Origin of the sequence: Vibrio sp. B183, from assembly GCF_000740665.1 — a bacterium.
Classification (GTDB): Bacteria; Pseudomonadota; Gammaproteobacteria; order Enterobacterales; family Vibrionaceae; genus Vibrio; species Vibrio coralliilyticus.
Genome location: NZ_JPQB01000005.1, coordinates 60148 through 77528, shown reverse-complemented (window position 1 = coordinate 77528; position 17381 = coordinate 60148). Strand labels below are relative to the sequence as shown.

The 17381-nt window shown below is 46.9% G+C and carries 16 protein-coding genes; 10 read left to right on the top strand and 6 right to left on the bottom strand.

Going from position 1 to position 17381, the window contains the following annotated elements; all coding sequences use genetic code 11:
* Nucleotides 1-66 precede the first annotated feature (66 nt).
* Nucleotides 67-444 (bottom strand): MerR family transcriptional regulator, encoded by a 378-nt coding sequence (locus IX95_RS05985; protein WP_031342232.1) that lies wholly within the window; start codon nt 442-444, stop codon nt 67-69.
* A gap of 254 nt (nt 445-698) precedes the next feature.
* Between IX95_RS05985 and IX95_RS05980 the strand changes: the two genes are divergently transcribed.
* From IX95_RS05980 to IX95_RS05950, 7 genes are read left to right on the top strand one after another with little or no spacing between them, the layout of a single operon-like run.
* Nucleotides 699-1910, top strand: a complete 1212-nt coding sequence (locus IX95_RS05980; RefSeq protein ID WP_038157839.1) for an acetyl-CoA C-acyltransferase — start codon at nt 699-701, stop codon at nt 1908-1910.
* A gap of 17 nt (nt 1911-1927) precedes the next feature.
* A complete protein-coding gene (locus IX95_RS05975; protein ID WP_038157837.1) occupies nt 1928-3421 on the top strand; it encodes a CoA-acylating methylmalonate-semialdehyde dehydrogenase in 1494 nt (497 codons plus the stop codon).
* Nucleotides 3422-3432: 11 nt separating this feature from the next.
* On the top strand, nt 3433-4587 hold the full coding sequence (locus IX95_RS05970; RefSeq protein WP_038157835.1) for an acyl-CoA dehydrogenase family protein: 1155 nt from the start codon (nt 3433-3435) through the stop codon (nt 4585-4587).
* A gap of 18 nt (nt 4588-4605) precedes the next feature.
* On the top strand, nt 4606-5394 hold the full coding sequence (locus tag IX95_RS05965) for an enoyl-CoA hydratase (protein WP_038157833.1): 789 nt from the start codon (nt 4606-4608) through the stop codon (nt 5392-5394).
* An 8-nt stretch (nt 5395-5402) separates the two neighbouring features.
* Complete coding sequence (locus IX95_RS05960; protein ID WP_038157831.1) at nt 5403-6533, top strand: enoyl-CoA hydratase/isomerase family protein; 1131 nt, start codon at nt 5403-5405, stop codon at nt 6531-6533.
* A 32-nt stretch (nt 6534-6565) separates the two neighbouring features.
* Entirely contained in the window at nt 6566-7468 is a 903-nt protein-coding gene (mmsB, locus tag IX95_RS05955) for a 3-hydroxyisobutyrate dehydrogenase (RefSeq protein WP_038157829.1), read from the top strand.
* A gap of 12 nt (nt 7469-7480) precedes the next feature.
* Complete coding sequence (locus IX95_RS05950) at nt 7481-8239, top strand: SDR family oxidoreductase (RefSeq protein ID WP_038157827.1); 759 nt, start codon at nt 7481-7483, stop codon at nt 8237-8239.
* A 64-nt stretch (nt 8240-8303) separates the two neighbouring features.
* Here the strand turns inward: IX95_RS05950 and azu are convergent, their stop codons facing one another.
* Together azu and IX95_RS05940 are read right to left on the bottom strand one after the other, a co-directional pair.
* Nucleotides 8304-8759: an azurin gene (azu, locus tag IX95_RS05945; protein WP_038157813.1), complete on the bottom strand. Its 456-nt coding sequence runs from the start codon at nt 8757-8759 to the stop codon at nt 8304-8306.
* Between the two features lie 101 nt (nt 8760-8860).
* Nucleotides 8861-10528: an electron transfer flavoprotein-ubiquinone oxidoreductase gene (locus IX95_RS05940; RefSeq protein WP_171354498.1), complete on the bottom strand. Its 1668-nt coding sequence runs from the start codon at nt 10526-10528 to the stop codon at nt 8861-8863.
* A 217-nt stretch (nt 10529-10745) separates the two neighbouring features.
* On the opposite strand from IX95_RS05940, the gene IX95_RS05935 reads away from it, so the two are divergent.
* The 3 genes from IX95_RS05935 (at nt 10746) to IX95_RS05925 (ending at nt 13704) form a co-directional block, all read left to right on the top strand.
* Nucleotides 10746-11495 carry an electron transfer flavoprotein subunit beta/FixA family protein gene (locus IX95_RS05935; protein ID WP_038157809.1) on the top strand — a complete coding sequence of 250 codons (750 nt, stop codon included), beginning with the start codon at nt 10746-10748 and terminating at the stop codon, nt 11493-11495.
* A gap of 10 nt (nt 11496-11505) precedes the next feature.
* Nucleotides 11506-12444: an electron transfer flavoprotein subunit alpha/FixB family protein gene (locus IX95_RS05930; protein ID WP_038157807.1), complete on the top strand. Its 939-nt coding sequence runs from the start codon at nt 11506-11508 to the stop codon at nt 12442-12444.
* A 180-nt stretch (nt 12445-12624) separates the two neighbouring features.
* Nucleotides 12625-13704 carry a GGDEF domain-containing protein gene (locus tag IX95_RS05925; RefSeq protein ID WP_235202588.1) on the top strand — a complete coding sequence of 360 codons (1080 nt, stop codon included), beginning with the start codon at nt 12625-12627 and terminating at the stop codon, nt 13702-13704.
* On the opposite strand, the gene IX95_RS05920 is transcribed toward IX95_RS05925, so the two are convergent.
* The 3 genes from IX95_RS05920 to pdhA are packed head-to-tail and all read right to left on the bottom strand — an operon-like array spanning nt 13701 to nt 16904.
* Nucleotides 13701-14837: a dihydrolipoamide acetyltransferase family protein gene (locus IX95_RS05920; RefSeq protein ID WP_029236159.1), complete on the bottom strand. Its 1137-nt coding sequence runs from the start codon at nt 14835-14837 to the stop codon at nt 13701-13703. The genes IX95_RS05925 and IX95_RS05920 overlap by 4 nt on opposite strands.
* The gene (locus tag IX95_RS05915) at nt 14834-15817 is read right to left on the bottom strand and encodes an alpha-ketoacid dehydrogenase subunit beta (protein WP_006960846.1); all 984 of its coding nucleotides are present in this window, start codon (nt 15815-15817) and stop codon (nt 14834-14836) included. Before IX95_RS05915 ends, IX95_RS05920 begins: the two co-directional genes overlap by 4 nt.
* Nucleotides 15810-16904, bottom strand: coding sequence for a pyruvate dehydrogenase (acetyl-transferring) E1 component subunit alpha (gene pdhA, locus IX95_RS05910; protein ID WP_019276214.1), 1095 nt, complete (start codon nt 16902-16904; stop codon nt 15810-15812). Before pdhA ends, IX95_RS05915 begins: the two co-directional genes overlap by 8 nt.
* Nucleotides 16905-17381 lie beyond the last annotated feature (477 nt).

Genomic DNA, 17381 nt, shown 5'->3' with positions numbered 1-17381 from the left:
CGCCTCCGATTCAGCGGTTATTGCTGGTTACGATCCCTGGCAGATTAATGATGTCTCGTGAGGCGCTTAGCTGGCTTTTGAACGCTGTAACGCTTCTTCACATCGCTGACGAGCAGTATTCAAATCGTCAAGAACAATGGTGATGTCCTCACGTTGACGTTTGAGCACTGCTTCCTTCTCATCAATGATCTTGAGCATCTTAATCAACTGGGTATCTATTTGATTAGTATCGTAAAGCTCTAACAAGTCACGAATCTCGGCCAATGAAAAACCGAGTCGCTTCCCTCGTAAAATCAACTTAAGACGAACCCTGTCTCTACGCTGATAAATCCGCATACTGCCTTTGCGATCAGGTTGAATTAGGCCCATATCTTCGTAAAAGCGGATACTTCTTGTTGTGATATCAAACTCTTTAGCGAGCTCGCTGATTTTGTATGTTTCCACCAGATGAAACTCCCCAACTGCTAGGTGATAGACAATCACACTTTCCACTACGACGGTAAAAAAGATTTTACAGGTTGTGAATGTGTTTCTTTACGTTAACGTAAATGTTAGTGCTATGCTTACGTAAACGTCAAGAAAATAACCGTGCAAAAAACAAATGGCTTTGAAAAGTGAAAGCGGCGTCGTGAATTAAGCTGCTTTGTAGTCGCTGAGGTAGTAAAGCCGTTACTCAACAATCTTGTGAGGAGCAGGCAATGCAAGAGAAAGAGATTTGGATAGTTGCAGCGAAGAGAACGCCAATGGGGCGTTTTCAGGGCATGCTTTCTGAATATTCTTCACCCAAGCTAGGGGCGGTCGCGATAAAGGCGGCAATGGAAGAGCAATCTTTATCGCCAGAGTTGGTCGATGAAGTGTATATGGGGTGTGTGTTGCCCGCAGGTTGTGGGCAAGCGCCAGCAAGACAAGCGGCTCTAGGGGCTGATTTACCGAAAGCGGTAGGTTGTACGACCATCAATAAAGTTTGCGGCTCCGGTATGAAAGCGGTGATGCTGGCAAACGATCTTATTCGGGCGGGTAGTGCCAATTGCATTGTTGCAGGGGGTATGGAGAGCATGACTAATGCGCCGTATCTGCTCAAGGAGTCACGCTCTGGGATGCGTATGGGCCATAAATCGACCTACGATCATATGTTCTTAGATGGTCTGCAGGACGCGTATGAAGGTGAACTCATGGGCGTCTTCGGTCAGCAAATTGCCGATAAGCTTGAATTTACCCGAGAGCAAATGGATGAGTGGGCCACCTTGTCGGTTAACCGAGCGATTGAAGCGCAGCAGCAGGCGTTGTTTGCCGATGAAATCGTCCCTGTTGCTCTCAAGAAAGATCCTCCGCTTGATTATGATGAGCAACCATGCTCAATCAAACCCGAAAAAATTCCTCAGCTAAGGCCTGCATTTGCCAAAGATGGCTCGATTACCGCGGCCAACTCCAGCGCAATATCTGACGGGGCTGCCGCTTTGGTGGTGATGGACGCGCAGACGGCCAAGCAACAGGGTTTGGAACCCCTGGCCATTATCAAAGGTCATGCAATGCATGCCCGTATTCCTGCTGAATTCACATTAGCACCTGTTTACGCGATCGAGCAGCTTCTATCACAGCTAGATTGGGCGGTGGACGAAGTGGATTTATGGGAAATCAATGAAGCTTTTGCTGTGGTGACGCAGATTGCGGTCAAACAGCTCAGCCTCGATAGCGAGAAAGTTAACGTGAAAGGTGGTGCGTGCGCATTGGGCCATCCCATTGGCGCCAGTGGTGCAAGGATTCTTGTCACGCTGATTCATAGCCTTCGTCAGTTGCAGGCTTTGGGCACAGATGGAAATCAGAACAACAAACGTGTGGTGCGAGGTGTTGCATCACTCTGTATTGGTGGCGGTGAAGCAACCGCGATGGGTATTGAGATCCCACTATAAAAGAAAAGGACATCATTATGACTCAGTCAGTTCCCTTATTTATTGGCGGTGAGTTCTGCCAGTCACAGACCAATGAATGGGTTGAGGTGACCAACCCGGCAACCAGTGAAGTCATTGCCAAACTTCCTTGTGCGACTGAACAGGAAATGGAGCAAGCGATTCAAAGTGCTGCTGAAGTGTTTAAATCTTGGAAGGAAGTTGCGGTATCGGAGCGAGCTCGCTTGATGTTGCGTTATCAGCACTTACTTAAAGAGCACCATGATGAGCTAGCGGAGCTTCTTTCAAAAGAGACCGGAAAAATCACCATTGATGCGAAAGGTGATGTTTGGCGCGGTATTGAAGTGGTTGAACAAGCCGCGAATATCGCCAGCAACATGATGGGCGAAACCGTAGAAAACGTTGCAACGGAAATTGATACTTACTCGATGATTCAACCGCTAGGGGTATGCTGTGGTATCACACCGTTTAACTTCCCAGCCATGATTCCCTTGTGGATGTTTCCACTGGCAATCGCCGCAGGGAACACCTTTGTTCTTAAACCTTCTGAGCAAGTACCGCTTACTGCGATGCGTTTGGCTGAGCTATTTGAACAGGCTGGCGCGCCAAAAGGCGTTCTTCAGGTTGTTCATGGCCGTAAGAATCAGGTCGATAAACTGCTCGTTCATCCTTTGATTCGTGCTGTGTCATTCGTAGGCTCTGTGCCAGTTGCTCAGTACATCTATCAGACGGGCACCAACTTCAATAAACGTGTTCAGGCGTTTGCTGGTGCGAAAAACCATATGGTTGTGATGCCAGACGCCAATAAAGCGCAGGTGATCAATAACTTGGTCGGCAGTTCAATTGGCGCGGCCGGCCAACGATGTATGGCTATTTCAGTTGCGGTGTTCGTTGGAAGTTCGAAAGAGTGGGTCGATGATCTAAAAACTGAAATGGCGAAGATGACTCCGGGGGCATGGGATGATGGCAACGCAGCGTACGGGCCATTGATCAGCAAAGAAGCTAAGAATCGTGTAGTGAGTTTGATTGAAGAAGGCAAAGCGCAAGGGGCTGTGTGTGAACTAGACGGTACTCAGTGCCATGTTGAAGGTATGCCGGAAGGTAACTGGCTGGGCCCGACCTTGTTCACAGGTGTAACGACTGATATGTCGGTCTATGAGCAGGAAATCTTTGGCCCTGTTTTAGTTTGCCTGGAAGTCGAGACACTAGAAGAGGCGATTGAACTGATCAATAACAACCCATACGGCAACGGAACATCGATCTTCACTGCAAACGGTGCGGCTGCACGTAAATACCAACACGAAATTCAGGTTGGTCAGGTGGGTATCAATGTCCCGATTCCAGTGCCTTTGCCGTTTTTCTCATTCACTGGATGGCGTGGCAGCTTCTATGGCGACCTGCACGCTTATGGCAAGCAAGCAGTTCGATTCTATACCGAAACCAAAACCGTTACATCGCGCTGGTTTGATGATGATATCCCAACAGGGCCAAACTTAACCATTCAACTGCGATAAGAGGAGGACAAATGGATTTTGAACTTAATGAAGACCAACGTGCATTTGCTGAAACCGCTCAGCAGTTTGCGATGGATGAACTAGCGCCGAAGGCAGCAGAATGGGATGAAAAGCAGCTGTTTCCAAAAGACGTACTTAAAGCTGCGGGTGAGTTAGGTTTTCTCAGCCTGTATACACCAGAAGATCAGGGGGGCTTGCAATTGAGCCGTCTTGATTCCTCAATCATCTTTGAGCAACTGGCGATGGGGTGTACTTCCACCACAGCATTCATGACCATTCACAATATGGTGACTTGGATGATTGCCAATTTTGCCACTGAAGAAGCCAAAGAAGAGTTTTGTCCAAAACTGATTACTGGCGATTGGCTTGGTTCATATTGTTTAACTGAGCCGAACGCGGGCTCCGATGCCGCTTCATTGACAACCTCTGCGAAAAAGCAGGGCGATGAGTACATCATCAATGGCGGTAAAACCTTTATCTCCGGCGCTGGTGATACGGAAGTGTTAGTCGTGATGGCGCGCACGGGCGATAGCTCAGCAAAAGGTATTTCTGCTTTTGTCATTCCTGCGGATGCGGAAGGTATCAGCTACGGGCGTAAAGAGCCCAAAATGGGGTGGAACAGCCAACCGACACGTGCCATCACGTTTGACAACGTTGTGGTACCTGAAAAGTACTTGTTAGGGAAAGAAGGGGAAGGCTTTACTTTCGCAATGAAAGGGCTGGATGGAGGGCGTATTAATATCGCGACTTGTTCAATAGGTACAGCGCAGCAAGCATTGAATGAGGCGATGCAATACGTCAAAGATCGCAAACAGTTTGGCAAAGAACTGGCTCAGTTTCAGGGGCTACAGTTTAGGCTAGCCGACATGGTGACAGAGCTGGTCGCGGCCAGACAAATGGTACGCCTCGCGGCAAGCAAATTGGACAATCAGGACCCAGAAGCCACGGCATATTGTGCGATGGCAAAACGATTTGCAACCGATGTCGGTTTTAAGATTTGTGACCAGGCACTTCAGCTATACGGAGGCTACGGCTATATCAAAGAGTACCCGATGGAGCGTCATTTCCGCGATGTACGTGTTCACCAGATCCTTGAAGGTACCAATGAAATCATGCGATTGATCATCGCGCGTCGAATGCTAGCTGAAGGCTCTCAACTACTCTAATCGAAAGGATGCTCAACGATGAATCATTCAGAAGGAAGTACCATTCAACATACGATTCGCAACCATGTCGCAGTCGTTACTATGAACAACCCTCCAGCGAATACATGGACGGCGCAAAGTCTGGCTCAATTGAAGCAACTCGTCTTAGATCTTAATGAGAACAAAGACGTTTACGCCTTAGTTATTACCGGACAGGGTGAGAAGTTCTTCTCTGCCGGTGCTGACCTTAAATTGTTTGCTGATGGTGACAAATCGGTCGCAGTAGATATGTCGCGCTTGTTTGGTGAGGCATTTGAAACCTTATCTGCATTCCGTGGTGTTTCTATTGCAGCCATTAATGGCTACGCGATGGGGGGCGGCCTGGAAGTGGCATTAGCGTGTGACATTCGAATTGCGGAAGAACAGGCGGTTATGGCTCTTCCAGAAGCCAAAGTTGGTCTATTGCCTTGTGCTGGTGGTACGCAGAACCTGACGGCGCTTGTCGGTGAAGGGTGGGCGAAACGCGTCATATTGTGCGGTGAACAGATTGACGCGGCAAAAGCACTCAACATCAAGCTGGTTGAAGAGGTTGTCAGCAAAGGGAATGCCCTTGATGCGGCAATTAGCCTTGCAGAAATGGTGGCAAATCAATCCCCGTCTTCGGTCACGGCTTGTAAATCATTGATACAAAACACAAGGACGAGCCCACTAGCACACGGTTTGATGAAGGAACGTGAATTGTTTATTCAGTTGTTTGACACTCAAGATCAAGCAGAAGGTGTCAATGCGTTCCTAGAAAAACGTCAACCCGAATGGAAAAATGGCTAGGAGGCACTATGACAGCAACCGTTCATTTTAAAGAGTTGCCATGCCAGGACGGGAATACCAAGATTGGTGTGGCGACTCTTGATAATGCGCCCTCATTGAATGCCTTGACTTATGACATGTTAGCTTTGCTCACAGAGAAACTCGAAAGCTGGCAAGAAGACGACAGTATTGCTTGTGTCTTATTGGAAGGCCAAGGCGAGAAAGCGTTCTGTGCTGGTGGTGATGTACGCACCATGCATGATGTCATGCGAGATAAATCCAGTCAGGAAATCGAAGCGTTTTGTACCACTTTTTTCAAACTTGAGTACGAATGTGACTATCTGATCCACACCTACTGTAAGCCAATTATCGCGTGGGGTGAAGGCATCATCATGGGCGGCGGAATGGGCCTTTATATGGGTTCTAGCCACAAAGTGGTGACGCCATCAACGCGCTTGGCCATGCCCGAAGTGAGTATTGGTCTGTATCCTGATGTCGGGGCCACGTGGTTCCTTAATAGGCTTGAACCTGGGGTGGGGCTATTCCTCGGTTTAACGGGAGTGATGATCAACGGTAGCGATGCGCTTGATGTAAATTTAGCTGACCACATGGTGCTTTCAGAAGAGAAAGAGTCGCTGGTTGAGCGCTTGTTATCTTTACTCTGGGACGAGCAGGAAGACGCTTATGAAGCGGTGACAGACTTGCTCATTGAATTCGGTGACAAAGTTAACGGCCACAAGCCAGACCCGCAAATGCAACCCTTTATGCAGGATATCCAACGCGCGTGCAGCGCTAGTGATGTTGTAGAAGTAAGTAAAAACATTCTGGATCTGGAAGGCCAAAGTAAGTGGCTCGACGTTGCGAAGAGAAATCATGCCTCAGGCAGCCCGATCACATCCCATATTTGTTTCAGGCAGTTGAATCGATACAAAGATCTGTCATTAGCCGATTGTTTTCGTCTTGAATTGAATCTCTCGGTACGTTCTGGGCTGTTAGGGGAATTCCGAGAGGGCGTCAGAGCCAGACTGATTGATAAAGATGGTGAGCCTAAATGGCAGTTCAGCCGTGTCGATAATGTCGATGAAGCCGTGATTGATACCTTGTTTACATCTCTTTGGGATGAAAAGTCGCACCCGTTGGCACAACTGGGCCATTACTAAGCTCTACGAGCAGGGAAAGAAGGAAATAATTCATGAGTACCATAGCGTTTATAGGTTTAGGTAATATGGGCGGTCCGATGGCCGAAAACTTACTTGCTGCAGGTTTGAAAGTGCAGGTGTTCGATTTAATGCCTGAAGCAGTAAAAAAACTGGAGTCCGCGGGTGCCGTTGCTGCTCCCACAGTGGAAGATGCCGTCAAAGGCGCAGATACGGTGGTAACGATGTTACCTGCTGGCGAGCATGTACGAGCGGTATATCTTGGCGACCATAGCGGTGGTGTTGGCTTATTAAATATGGTTGAAGATGGGACTTTTCTTATCGACTCTTCAACTATTGATCCCCAGTCAGCTCGCATTGTTGCGCAGTGTGCGGCAGATAAGGGGCTTGATTTTGTTGATGCCCCCGTCTCTGGCGGTGTGGCAGGAGCAAAAGCAGGTACGTTGACCTTTATTGTCGGAGGTACAGACAGTGCCTTTGAAAAAGCAGAGTCTGTGCTTAAACATATGGGCAAAAACATCTTCCATGCTGGTAAAGCAGGTGATGGACAGATGGGTAAAATCTGCAACAACCTGATGTTGGGTATTCTTATGTCAGGGACGTGCGAAGCACTCAACCTAGGCATTGATAATGGATTGGACCCGAAAGTCCTTTCTAACATCATGCTGCAAAGCTCTGGCCGTAACTGGGCACTGGAATTGTATAACCCTTGCCCAGGTGTGATGGAAACAGCACCTGCTAGCAACGAGTTTAAGCCAGGTTTTATGAGTAAACTGATGCTTAAAGACTTGGGGTTAGGGCTAGATGCTGCTGCGCAGAGTCAATCTTCCGTGCCGATGGGCTCTTTAGCCCGAAATCTGTATGCTTTTCACAACGCAAATGGCAATGAAGAGCTAGACTTTTCAAGTTTGTTCAAGTTTTATCAATCTAAAAAGTAACGGAGTTCGCCGATGGATCTAAAACAGAGCGTAATAGCGATTACTGGTGCAGGGCAAGGCTTAGGCCAGATGATGGCTATCACACTAGCGCAGGCAGGCGCGGAACTAGCCCTACTGGATGTTAACGAAGAAGCCCTGATGGATACCAAAGAACAGTGCAACATGCTCGGGGTCAAAGCACTGACTTACAAAGCTAATGTGACAGACGAGCATGAAGTTGAGCAGGTCTTCAGTGACATTGTCACTGATTTCGGACAGTTAGACGGCCTCATCAACAACGCTGGTATTCTTCGTGATGGTTTACTGGTAAAAGTCAAAGATGGTGAGATGACTAAAATGTCGCTCGAGCAATTCAACTCCGTGATTGACGTGAATCTTACCGGAACGTTTTTGTGTGGACGAGAAGCCGCAGTTCAGATGATCAATTCCAAGCGAAAAGGCGTCATCATCAACATTTCTAGCGTTGCTCGTGCTGGGAATATAGGTCAGACAAATTATGCGGCGTCTAAAGCAGCTGTGGCGACTCTGGCGGCGACTTGGGGTAAAGAGCTGGCAAGATATGGCATTCGAGCGGCCGCTATTGCACCTGGTGTGATTGAGACATCGATGACGGGAGCGATGAAACCAGAAGCGCGTGAGCGTCTGGAAAGAATGGTACCTATTGGTCGGATGGGCGATCCCAAAGAAATTGCGAATACGGCTAAGTTTATCTTTGAGAATGACTACGTGAATGCGCGTGTATTTGAAGTTGACGGCGGGATATTCATGTAAAGCTTAAGCTTTCAAACGTTAAAAAGGCACGTGAGTTACGTGCCTTTCTTGTTTTGGAAATGAGTTATTTCAACTCGAACTTCCCTTTCATAATTGCCCAGTGGCCAGGGAAAGAACAGAAGAAGGTGTAGTCACCACCTGGACTCATTTTTTCTGTACTGAATGTCACTGAAGTGCTTTCACCACCACCAATGATTTTGGTGAACGCGTAAACACGTGCATCATCTGGTTTGACGTAGTTGTTCGCCGCGCCCGCCGACATACCTTCCGTACCTACAGCCTGAACATTCGCTGTATCGGCAATCACCACGTTGTGTCCCATAGAGGTTGCAGCCAGCTTACCTGTATGGTTCAACGTTAGTGTGACTTCTTTACAACTAGAAGGGACGCTAATGCTGTTAGTCGAGAATTGCATCATGTCGTTTGCATCAACAGAAACAGAACATTCTGCGCTTGCTTGAGCTCCGAAGCTGACTGCGCCAAAGACAACAGCAAGAATTCCAACACTACGTTTAATCATATTTATTCCTCACGGTTTGTAGTTGAGAGACATTCTCATATACGTAAGAAATAGAAACTTTGATCACTTTCACTAAGTGCTGGATTTCTTGCGAAAAGCAGTTACATATTCTGATAATTGGGACCACCGCCACCTTCTGGCGGTAGCCAAGTGATATTTTGCGAAGGATCTTTTATATCGCAGGTTTTGCAATGCAAACAATTGGCAGCATTGATCTGTAGCTTGGGCCTATTATCAACCTTAACAATTTCGTACACGCCCGCAGGGCAGTATCGCTGACTAGGCTCATCAAAAAGAGGAAGATGATTTTCAATAGGAATACTTTCACTGGCAATGATCAGATGACAAGGCTGGTCTTCTTCATGTTGTGTGCCGGAAAGGTAAACAGAAGAGGGCTTGTCAAAACTCAGTTTGCCATCGGGTTTAGGGTAATCAATCGCGTTGCATTGGGAAATCTCTTTCATCGACAGGTAATCTGCTTGCGGATCGGAAATCGTCCACGGTGCTTCCTTGTGAAACAGAGATTGCCAGATGTTTTGTTCGAATGTGGCCAAAGCGCCTCCCATAATCGCACCATATTTGTGGATTGAAGAGGCAAAGTTTCGACTCTGTTTTAGCTCGTCAAACAGCCACGATGACTCAAACAGGCTTTGATAATCAGCTACTCTCTGGTTGTCGTCTGCTTGGAGTGCGTCAAACACCGCTTCGGCAGCGAGCATGCCGGATTTCATAGCAGTATGACTGCCTTTGATTTTTCCTGAATTCAGCGTTCCAGCGTCACAGCCAATCAACAGCCCACCCGGAAATTGCTGTTTAGGTAATGAGTCAAAACCGCCTTTAGCAATCGCTCTTGCACCATACGAAATCCGTTCACCGCCTTCGAGGTATTGTCGAATCACAGGGTGGTGCTTAAAACGTTGAAACTCATCGAATGGGCTGAGGTATGGGTTCGAGTAGTTTAAATCAATGATCAACCCGACGACGATTTGGTTATCTTCTAGATGGTAAAGAAAACTACCACCGCTAGAGTCTGTTTCGTTCAGAGGCCAACCTGCGCCATGAAGCACACTACCTGCTTTATGGATCTCGCTGTCCGGAGGGAGTTGCCAGATTTCTTTTAATCCAAGGGCGTAGTGTTGCGGTTGTCGACCCTCATTGAGGTTGAACTTGCTAATGAGCTGTTTGCCCAAGTGACCGCGTGCACCTTCAGCAAACACAGTGTATTTGGCTTTCAGTTCTATCCCAGCTTCAAAGGTTGGCTTTTGTTCTCCTGATTTATTCAGACCCATATCGGATGTGTTGATGCCCGTTACGGTACCTGATTCATCATAATTCAAGCTAGCGGCCGCAAAACCTGGATAGACCTCAATCTCGAGTTCTTCGGCTTTCTGACCAAGCCAGCGACACAAGTTCGCCAGACTGATGACGTGATTGTCGGAACTGTTGTGCATTAGCTTGGGAGTAACAAATGCAGGCATCTTGATGTGATTGCTTTCGGTCGTCATATACATGAACTCATCGCGGGTGACGGGATTATTGATTGGCGCACCAAGTTCTTTCCAGTCTGGGAAAAGTTCATCCAATGCTTTGGTTTCAAAAATCGCACCTGAAAGTATATGTGCACCGACTTCAGCCCCTTTTTCAACAACACAGATTGATAGAGGTACTTCGTTGATTTTGCTGAGTTGGGCGAGTTTGATTGCGGTCGACAACCCCGCAGGCCCGGCCCCGACGACGACGACATCAAACTCCATACATTCTCTTTCCATGGTGTAAACCTACCTTGCCAATTAATTCTTATAGATAAATATAGTGCAGTTGACGTAAACGTAAACTTTACTAAGCTGAGTATAGGCAAAAAATCCGACATGAAACATGTTTAGTGAGATCTTAAGCCGTTAAGTAAAAAGATTGGGCTAATCATAAAACTATGATTTATCAACTTGTTATCGTTCTGAAAAATGCTTTTAGCACCAAGGAGGAGATGTGAAAGTACTAGTAGCCATAAAGCGAGTGATTGATCCTTATGTCAAAGTGAGGGTGAAGAGTGATGGCAGTGGTGTTGAAACCAACAACGTCAAAATGTCGATGAATCCATTCTGTGAAATTGCCGTGGAAGAAGCGGTTCGTCTAAAAGAATCCGGTGTCGCAGAAGAGGTGATCGTAGTCTCGATTGGCGATGCAGCAAGCCAGGAAAACTTGAGAGGCGCGCTTGCGTTAGGTGCTGACCGAGCCATTCATGTGGAAGCAGATGGTTCACCAGAACCACTGGTAGTGGCGAAGTTGCTGAAAGCACTAATGGAGCAAGAGCAACCGGGTATTGTTCTTCTAGGCAAACAATCAATTGATACAGATAATAACCAGGTTGCGCAAATGCTTGGCGCGTTAACTGGTCGCCCGCAGGGGACATTTGCCTCGGAAGTAATTGTTGAGGGTGAACAAGTTAGTGTGACAAGAGAAGTCGATGGCGGTTTGGAAACAGTGAAACTTACATTACCTGCCATTATCAGCACAGATCTACGTCTTAATGAGCCGCGTTATGCTTCGTTACCTAATATCATGAAAGCAAAGAAAAAGCCGCTGGATGTTATATCCGCCGATGACTTAGGGATCGCGTTAGTACGTAGTCATGAAATCATCGAAATCATGGCGCCAGCAGAGCGCTCTGCTGGAGAAATGGTGACCAGCGTGAGTGAACTGGTCGACAAGCTTAAGAATGAAGCCAAGGTGCTGTGAGGGAATGAGTATGAATGCGAAAACGTTAGTTATTGTCGAGCACGATAATCAGACCTTGATTACAGACACGCTGAAAACCTTGTCGGCTGCTGCTTCTTTAGGTAATGAAGTCAGTGCACTCGTAGTGGGTTGCGGATGCCAAGCTGTTGTTGATCAGGTTGCTAAAGTCGAGATTGTCAAAGAGGTGTTGGTAGCCGATTCAGAAATCTACCAAAACCAACTGGCTGAAAACTGTGCAGAGTTATTGCAACAGGTTGGGGCGGACTTTTCTCATGTGTTTGCTCCTGCAACGACGTTCGGCAAAAACCTTATGCCAAGAGTTGCGGCATTGCTTGACGTGGGACAATTGTCAGATGTGATTGAAATTGTATCTGACGATACGGTAATCAGACCTGTTTATGCGGGCAATGCACTGGCTAAAGTTAAGTCATCAGACCGAATTAAAGTGATCACAGTTCGCAGTTCTGCATTTGATTCAGCAAAAATGGACGATAGCTCATCAGCTGAAATCAAGCCGGTTGATATCAACATAGGCAACGATCTGTCGGAGCTGGTGGAGCGTCAGAAAACCGAAAGTGCTCGTCCTGATTTACCGGTGGCAAGAGTCGTTGTTTCTGGTGGGCGAGGGCTTGGTAGTAAAGAAAACTTTGTTATGGTTGAGCAACTTGCTGACAAGTTAGGTGGTGCTATTGGCGCATCACGTGCTGCTGTAGATGCAGGCTTTGTTTCTAATGATCTTCAGGTCGGTCAGACAGGCAAAATCGTCGCACCTGAGCTTTATATTGCAGTCGGGATTTCAGGGGCGATTCAGCACTTGGCAGGGATGAAAGATTCTAAGGTGATTGTGGCTATCAATAGTGACCCAGAGGCTCCGATCTTTCAGATTGCTGACTACGGATTGGTCGGTGACTTATTTGAAATCCTACCAGAGCTAACGAATTCAATCTAAAGCCAAAACAGAACGTCCGCTAATTTAGCGGGCGTTTTTATGAGTAAATTGTCAATAAGTCTCCTAAACTAAATCTACTAGGTGCATAGTGGGGGAGGCTCTATGGGCATACACTTAGATATAACCACGTTGTCTATCATCTGTGTATTATTGTCTTTGTGCTATTGCATAGGATTGTTGTTGATTCAACAACTACAACCCAGCGTCAGTGGCATCAGTACGATAGCTTCTGCGTTACTACTTCTCTCGGTTAGTTTCTTGCTCCTTAGTTTCGGTAATCAAATCACACACTGGGTCTCTAAGATACTCGCTAACTCCTTAATGGCGTTTAGCTATATTATTTTGCTATTGGGAGTATGCCAGTTTAGAAGGTTCCCCCGGATCATAGCCAATATAGGCTTCTACAGCTTTCCGATACTGATAGTCGGGCTAACCTATTTCACGTTCTTTATGCCGTCCACTAATGCGCGCGTAATTCTGATGACTGTCTATGTGTCGAGCTTGTGTTTCATTGCTATCCTCGCTAATCAAAAGGGCAAAAGTACGGACATTACGCCTTCTAAGTTTTTGCTTTCTTTGGGGTTGGCGACGCAGGGAGGATATAACTTATTCCGCTTTATCTGGTCGCTATTTGAGGAACGGATTGACGACTTCATGATTTCAGGGATGGCTCATCAATTGGCGTTTGTCAGTACACTCCTTATGATCATCTTTATTGGATTTTCAGTGACATGGATGCTAACAGGGCGACTGGTCGCGACTATCTATGATACTTCGATCAAAGACGAGTTGACTCAGCTCTACAATCGTCGTGCACTAGAAGAATTACTGCCAAAAGAAATAGCCAGATCGAGTCGACATAAGCAGCCTTTATCTGTGTTGCTGCTTGATATTGATCACTTTAAAAAAGTCAATGACACCTATGGTCACCAAGCAGGAGATCGCGTGCTTCGAACGACAGGGAAGCTATTGATTCTTCAAACACGAAAAGATGACTTAAGTTTTCGTTATGGTGGTGAAGAATTTCTGGTTTTGCTCCCTAACACTGATGTTGAGAAAGCGGTCATCGTGGCAGAGAAATTAAGAGAAGCGATCAAAAGAGCAAGGATGCTGCCTACCAATGTGGACTCTTGTACAGCGAGCTTTGGAGTGACTCAATTTAATGGGGAGGATGATTGGCAAACCGCTATAGAGCGCGCGGATCAGGCACTCTATAGCGCTAAGGAAAATGGCCGCAACCAAGTTACGGCGAGAACTTAATCAAGTTTCATTTCCAAGTGTTCCACCAGAAGCTTGGTAAAGCGAGCAGCTTCACCACCAGTACACGCTCTATGGTCAAAGGTTACTGACAGTGGCATTGCTTTTACTGCGACGGCTTCGTTGTTTCGCATCACCACTTTCTCGATGATGCGACCGGCGCCGACAATCGCGACCTGAGGTGGAGAAACTACCGGAGTAGCATAGATACCTGCGATGGCCCCGAAGTTAGACAGTGTGATCGTTGCATGTTGCAATTGTTCACGGCCAATCTTTCTATCACGAATGCCCGTCACGGTCTCATTTAGCCAAGAACGGATGTCTTCTGTTTTCACTTCGTTTGCGTTACGCAAGACAGGGACATACAAGCCATGGCTACTGTCAACAGCGATACCGATGTTCACGGCACTGTGCACACAGCGTGTCATAGTTTCTGCATCAAACCAGGCGTTGAGCGCAGGTTCTTTTTCACAAGCATGAACGACCGCCTGAATCAGGCGACCTGAAATGTCTTCGCCTTTGTTCCAGTTTTCAAGTAAAGCTTCTTCAGTAATGGTGACAGAAGCGACATTGTGGTGTGACTCTGCCATGGTTCCTACCATAGTTCGGCGAGCACCCTTAAGCACTTCTGTTCCAGGTTGTTGTTTACCCGCTTCTTCGTAGATATCCGCATCAGTGATCATGCCATCGTGACCACTGCCTTTAACATGCAGTAAGTCTACGCCCAGCTTTTTCGCCAATAAACGTGCAGAAGGCATTGCGGTAAGCGGTGAGTCTTCACCAGTATTGTGAGAGGCACCAATCCAGAAGTCGTCTACATCAACTTGATGGGTTTTACTGGACACGTTGCCAACAACAGTAGCAGCATCCTTTTGTTTTGATTCGACTTTATTCGTAGCACCTTCTTCTTCAATTTCTAGAAGCAAGCTACCAATATTGATAACGTCGCCTTCTTCTCCATGACGACTGACTATTTTACCACTGTATGGTGCAGGTACTTCTACCACGGCTTTCGCAGTCTCAACGGTCAAAATAATCTGATCGACTTTAACCATATCACCGACGTTTACATGCCACTGTACAATTTCCGATTCCGCAAGCCCTTCACCAAGATCTGGCAGTAAAAATGATCTCATTTCCATCCCTCCACGAGTTCTTTAGCTGCGATAACAATGTCTTCTTCCTGAATCATAAAATAGTCTTCATTTCTGTAATAAGGCATGACCGTATCCATACCAGTGACACGCTTTGGTGGCGCTTTTAAGGTACACATCGCATGCTCAGCAGTTCTAGCGATGATTTCCGCACCAACACCACAGGTTTTACTTGCCTCATGAACGACGAGCAAGCGACCTGTTTTGTCGAGCGACTTCAAGATGGTGTCCATGTCGATAGGCTTGATGCTAGCAAGATCAATCACTTCCGCTTCAATACCCTGTTCTGACAAGGTTTGCGCTGCCTGCAGTGACTCGACCACGCATGCGCCCCATGTGACAAGCGTCAGGTCTCGACCTTTTCGAAGGGTGAAACAGCTGTCTAGTGGCAGTGCTTCGCCATTATCTACTACGTTAGATTTGACGGTGCGGTAGATACGCTTAGGTTCAAAGAACATAACAGGATCGTTGCTACGAATAGCCGCGAGCAATAAGCCGTAAGCTCGTTGAGGTGACGATGGAATCACGACTCTGAAACCGGGAATGTGAGCGAACAGTGCTTCGACACTTTCCGAATGATGCTCAGGAGCGTGGATACCACCGCCAAATGGCGCTCGAAAAACGGCAGGGCAGGTGAGTCGGCCACGTGTACGATTTCGCATACGTGCCGCATGACACATCAGATGCTCCATAGCAGGAAAAACGAAGCCTTGGAATTGAAACTCTGCCACAGGTCTCAAGCCCTGGGTTGCCATGCCAACGCTGACACCGCCAATTAATGCTTCTGCTAGCGGTGTATCGATCACTCGTTTCAGGCCGAATTTTTCTTTCAGGCCTACAGTTGCACGAAACACACCGCCGTTATCGCCGACGTCTTCACCTAGGACAACTACTTTAGCGTCTTTGCTCATTTCATGATGCAAGGCGAGGTTGACTGCCTCAACCAGTGTAATCTCAGACATGTTTGCCTCCCTGCATTCGCATCGCTTTGTTGATCAGTTCATCCCTTTGTTTATTGAGTTCTGTAACAGGAGATTCATACAGGTAATCAAAGGCAGATTCTGGAGCTTGAGGTGGAAGGTTAAGGTAGCGTTCAACGGCTTTTTCGACTTCGACTCTAGCTTGTTCTAGTAGAGCTTGCTCTTCTTCTTCGGACCAGTGGCCCTGTTGAATCAAGTAGTTTTTGAGGCGGAGAATGGGCTCAAATTGCCAGGCCTGATTGAGCTCATCTGTGCTGCGATAGCGACTAGCGTCATCCGCAGTGGTGTGGTCACTGAGTCGATAACTTACTGCTTCAATCAAGGTCGCGCCTTTCCCTTTTCTTGCTCTGTCTAACGCTGTTGCAACCGCGTCGAACATGGCAACAACGTCATTGCCGTCAACCGTGATACCAGGTATGCCAGCGCCTTTTGCTTTCTCCGAAAGAAAATCAGCAGCACATTGTAGTGCACGTGGTACTGAAATCGCCCACTGGTTATTATTGACGACAAACACTAACGGAATATTCCAAGCACCTGCACAGTTGATGGACTCAAGGAAATCACCTTTAGACGTTGCACCGTCACCACAAGTAACAAGTGCTGCATTGTGGTTACCATCAATTTTCAATGCCGCCGCCACGCCGACAGCGTGTGTACATTGAGTCGCAATGGGTACACAGAAAGGTAAGTCCCTGCATGTTAGATGGCTATCTTCTGGGCAGAAGTCACTACCGCGCTCGTCGCCACCCCAGTATTGGAGGTTTTTCTCCATGCCAATACCGCGAACCCACATAGCGGGCATATCGCGATAATAGGGGACGAAGACGTCTTGCACACGCAATGCGTGACCTATGGCAATACCAAAGGCCTCTGCACCCAAGTGTGAAGGGTAGGTTCCTAGCTTTCCGGTTCTTTGTAAGGCGACAGCTTTATTGTCGTAGGTGCGTGCGACAACCATGTCGCAATAGAACTTTTTCAGTGTCGCAGCATCAGCCCACTCTGGGAGTGGTTTAACGACTTGTCCATGGTGATCGATAAATCGACTCATGGGTAAGGCCTGAACGTTCATCTCAAGCTCCTTGTTGCGCTGCATTCTTTGGCAGCAATTAATTAACATCCTCCGGGCAAAACCATTTTTATGCCGATCTGAGTTTTTTCTCATTTTGAAACACTATTCTAGAGAATAAGTCAGATGCATTCTTTCACACTGATATATCTACTTAATCCAGTGATGAATCTTGGTGATGCCAGTTAATTTAAGTGTAACCAAAGTGTTAAATAACGCCTGATTTGAGTCATTTTTCGAGAGTAAACTAATTCTTACAAACGTTAAAAAACAGATGAAAGTGCTGGTTTTTTTGAGCCGGGATGTCGAAAACTGAAAATATTCACTATCGAATTAGGGAATTTTACAAGAATATTATCCGGAATTTTTTGCAAAAATTGTCGAAAAACCTTCTTTTAAGCAGTAAAAGCAGAGCCAAAGTTGGTTAGTGAGGTACCAATTTGGGCTTTGACATGTCTGTCTAATCATATTGTTAACTGC

Coding starts and splice junctions, on each gene's coding strand:
- IX95_RS05960 (WP_038157831.1), top strand. CDS start 5,403: ATGACAGCAACCGTTCATTTTAAAGAGTTGCCATGCCAGGACGGGAAT.
- pdhA (WP_019276214.1), bottom strand. CDS start 16,904: ATGAACGTTCAGGCCTTACCCATGAGTCGATTTATCGATCACCATGGA.
- IX95_RS05970 (WP_038157835.1), top strand. CDS start 3,433: ATGGATTTTGAACTTAATGAAGACCAACGTGCATTTGCTGAAACCGCT.
- IX95_RS05980 (WP_038157839.1), top strand. CDS start 699: ATGCAAGAGAAAGAGATTTGGATAGTTGCAGCGAAGAGAACGCCAATG.
- IX95_RS05930 (WP_038157807.1), top strand. CDS start 11,506: ATGAATGCGAAAACGTTAGTTATTGTCGAGCACGATAATCAGACCTTG.
- IX95_RS05975 (WP_038157837.1), top strand. CDS start 1,928: ATGACTCAGTCAGTTCCCTTATTTATTGGCGGTGAGTTCTGCCAGTCA.
- IX95_RS05965 (WP_038157833.1), top strand. CDS start 4,606: ATGAATCATTCAGAAGGAAGTACCATTCAACATACGATTCGCAACCAT.
- IX95_RS05950 (WP_038157827.1), top strand. CDS start 7,481: ATGGATCTAAAACAGAGCGTAATAGCGATTACTGGTGCAGGGCAAGGC.
- IX95_RS05940 (WP_171354498.1), bottom strand. CDS start 10,528: ATGGAAAGAGAATGTATGGAGTTTGATGTCGTCGTCGTCGGGGCCGGG.
- mmsB (WP_038157829.1), top strand. CDS start 6,566: ATGAGTACCATAGCGTTTATAGGTTTAGGTAATATGGGCGGTCCGATG.
- IX95_RS05915 (WP_006960846.1), bottom strand. CDS start 15,817: ATGTCTGAGATTACACTGGTTGAGGCAGTCAACCTCGCCTTGCATCAT.
- IX95_RS05920 (WP_029236159.1), bottom strand. CDS start 14,837: ATGAGATCATTTTTACTGCCAGATCTTGGTGAAGGGCTTGCGGAATCG.
- azu (WP_038157813.1), bottom strand. CDS start 8,759: ATGATTAAACGTAGTGTTGGAATTCTTGCTGTTGTCTTTGGCGCAGTC.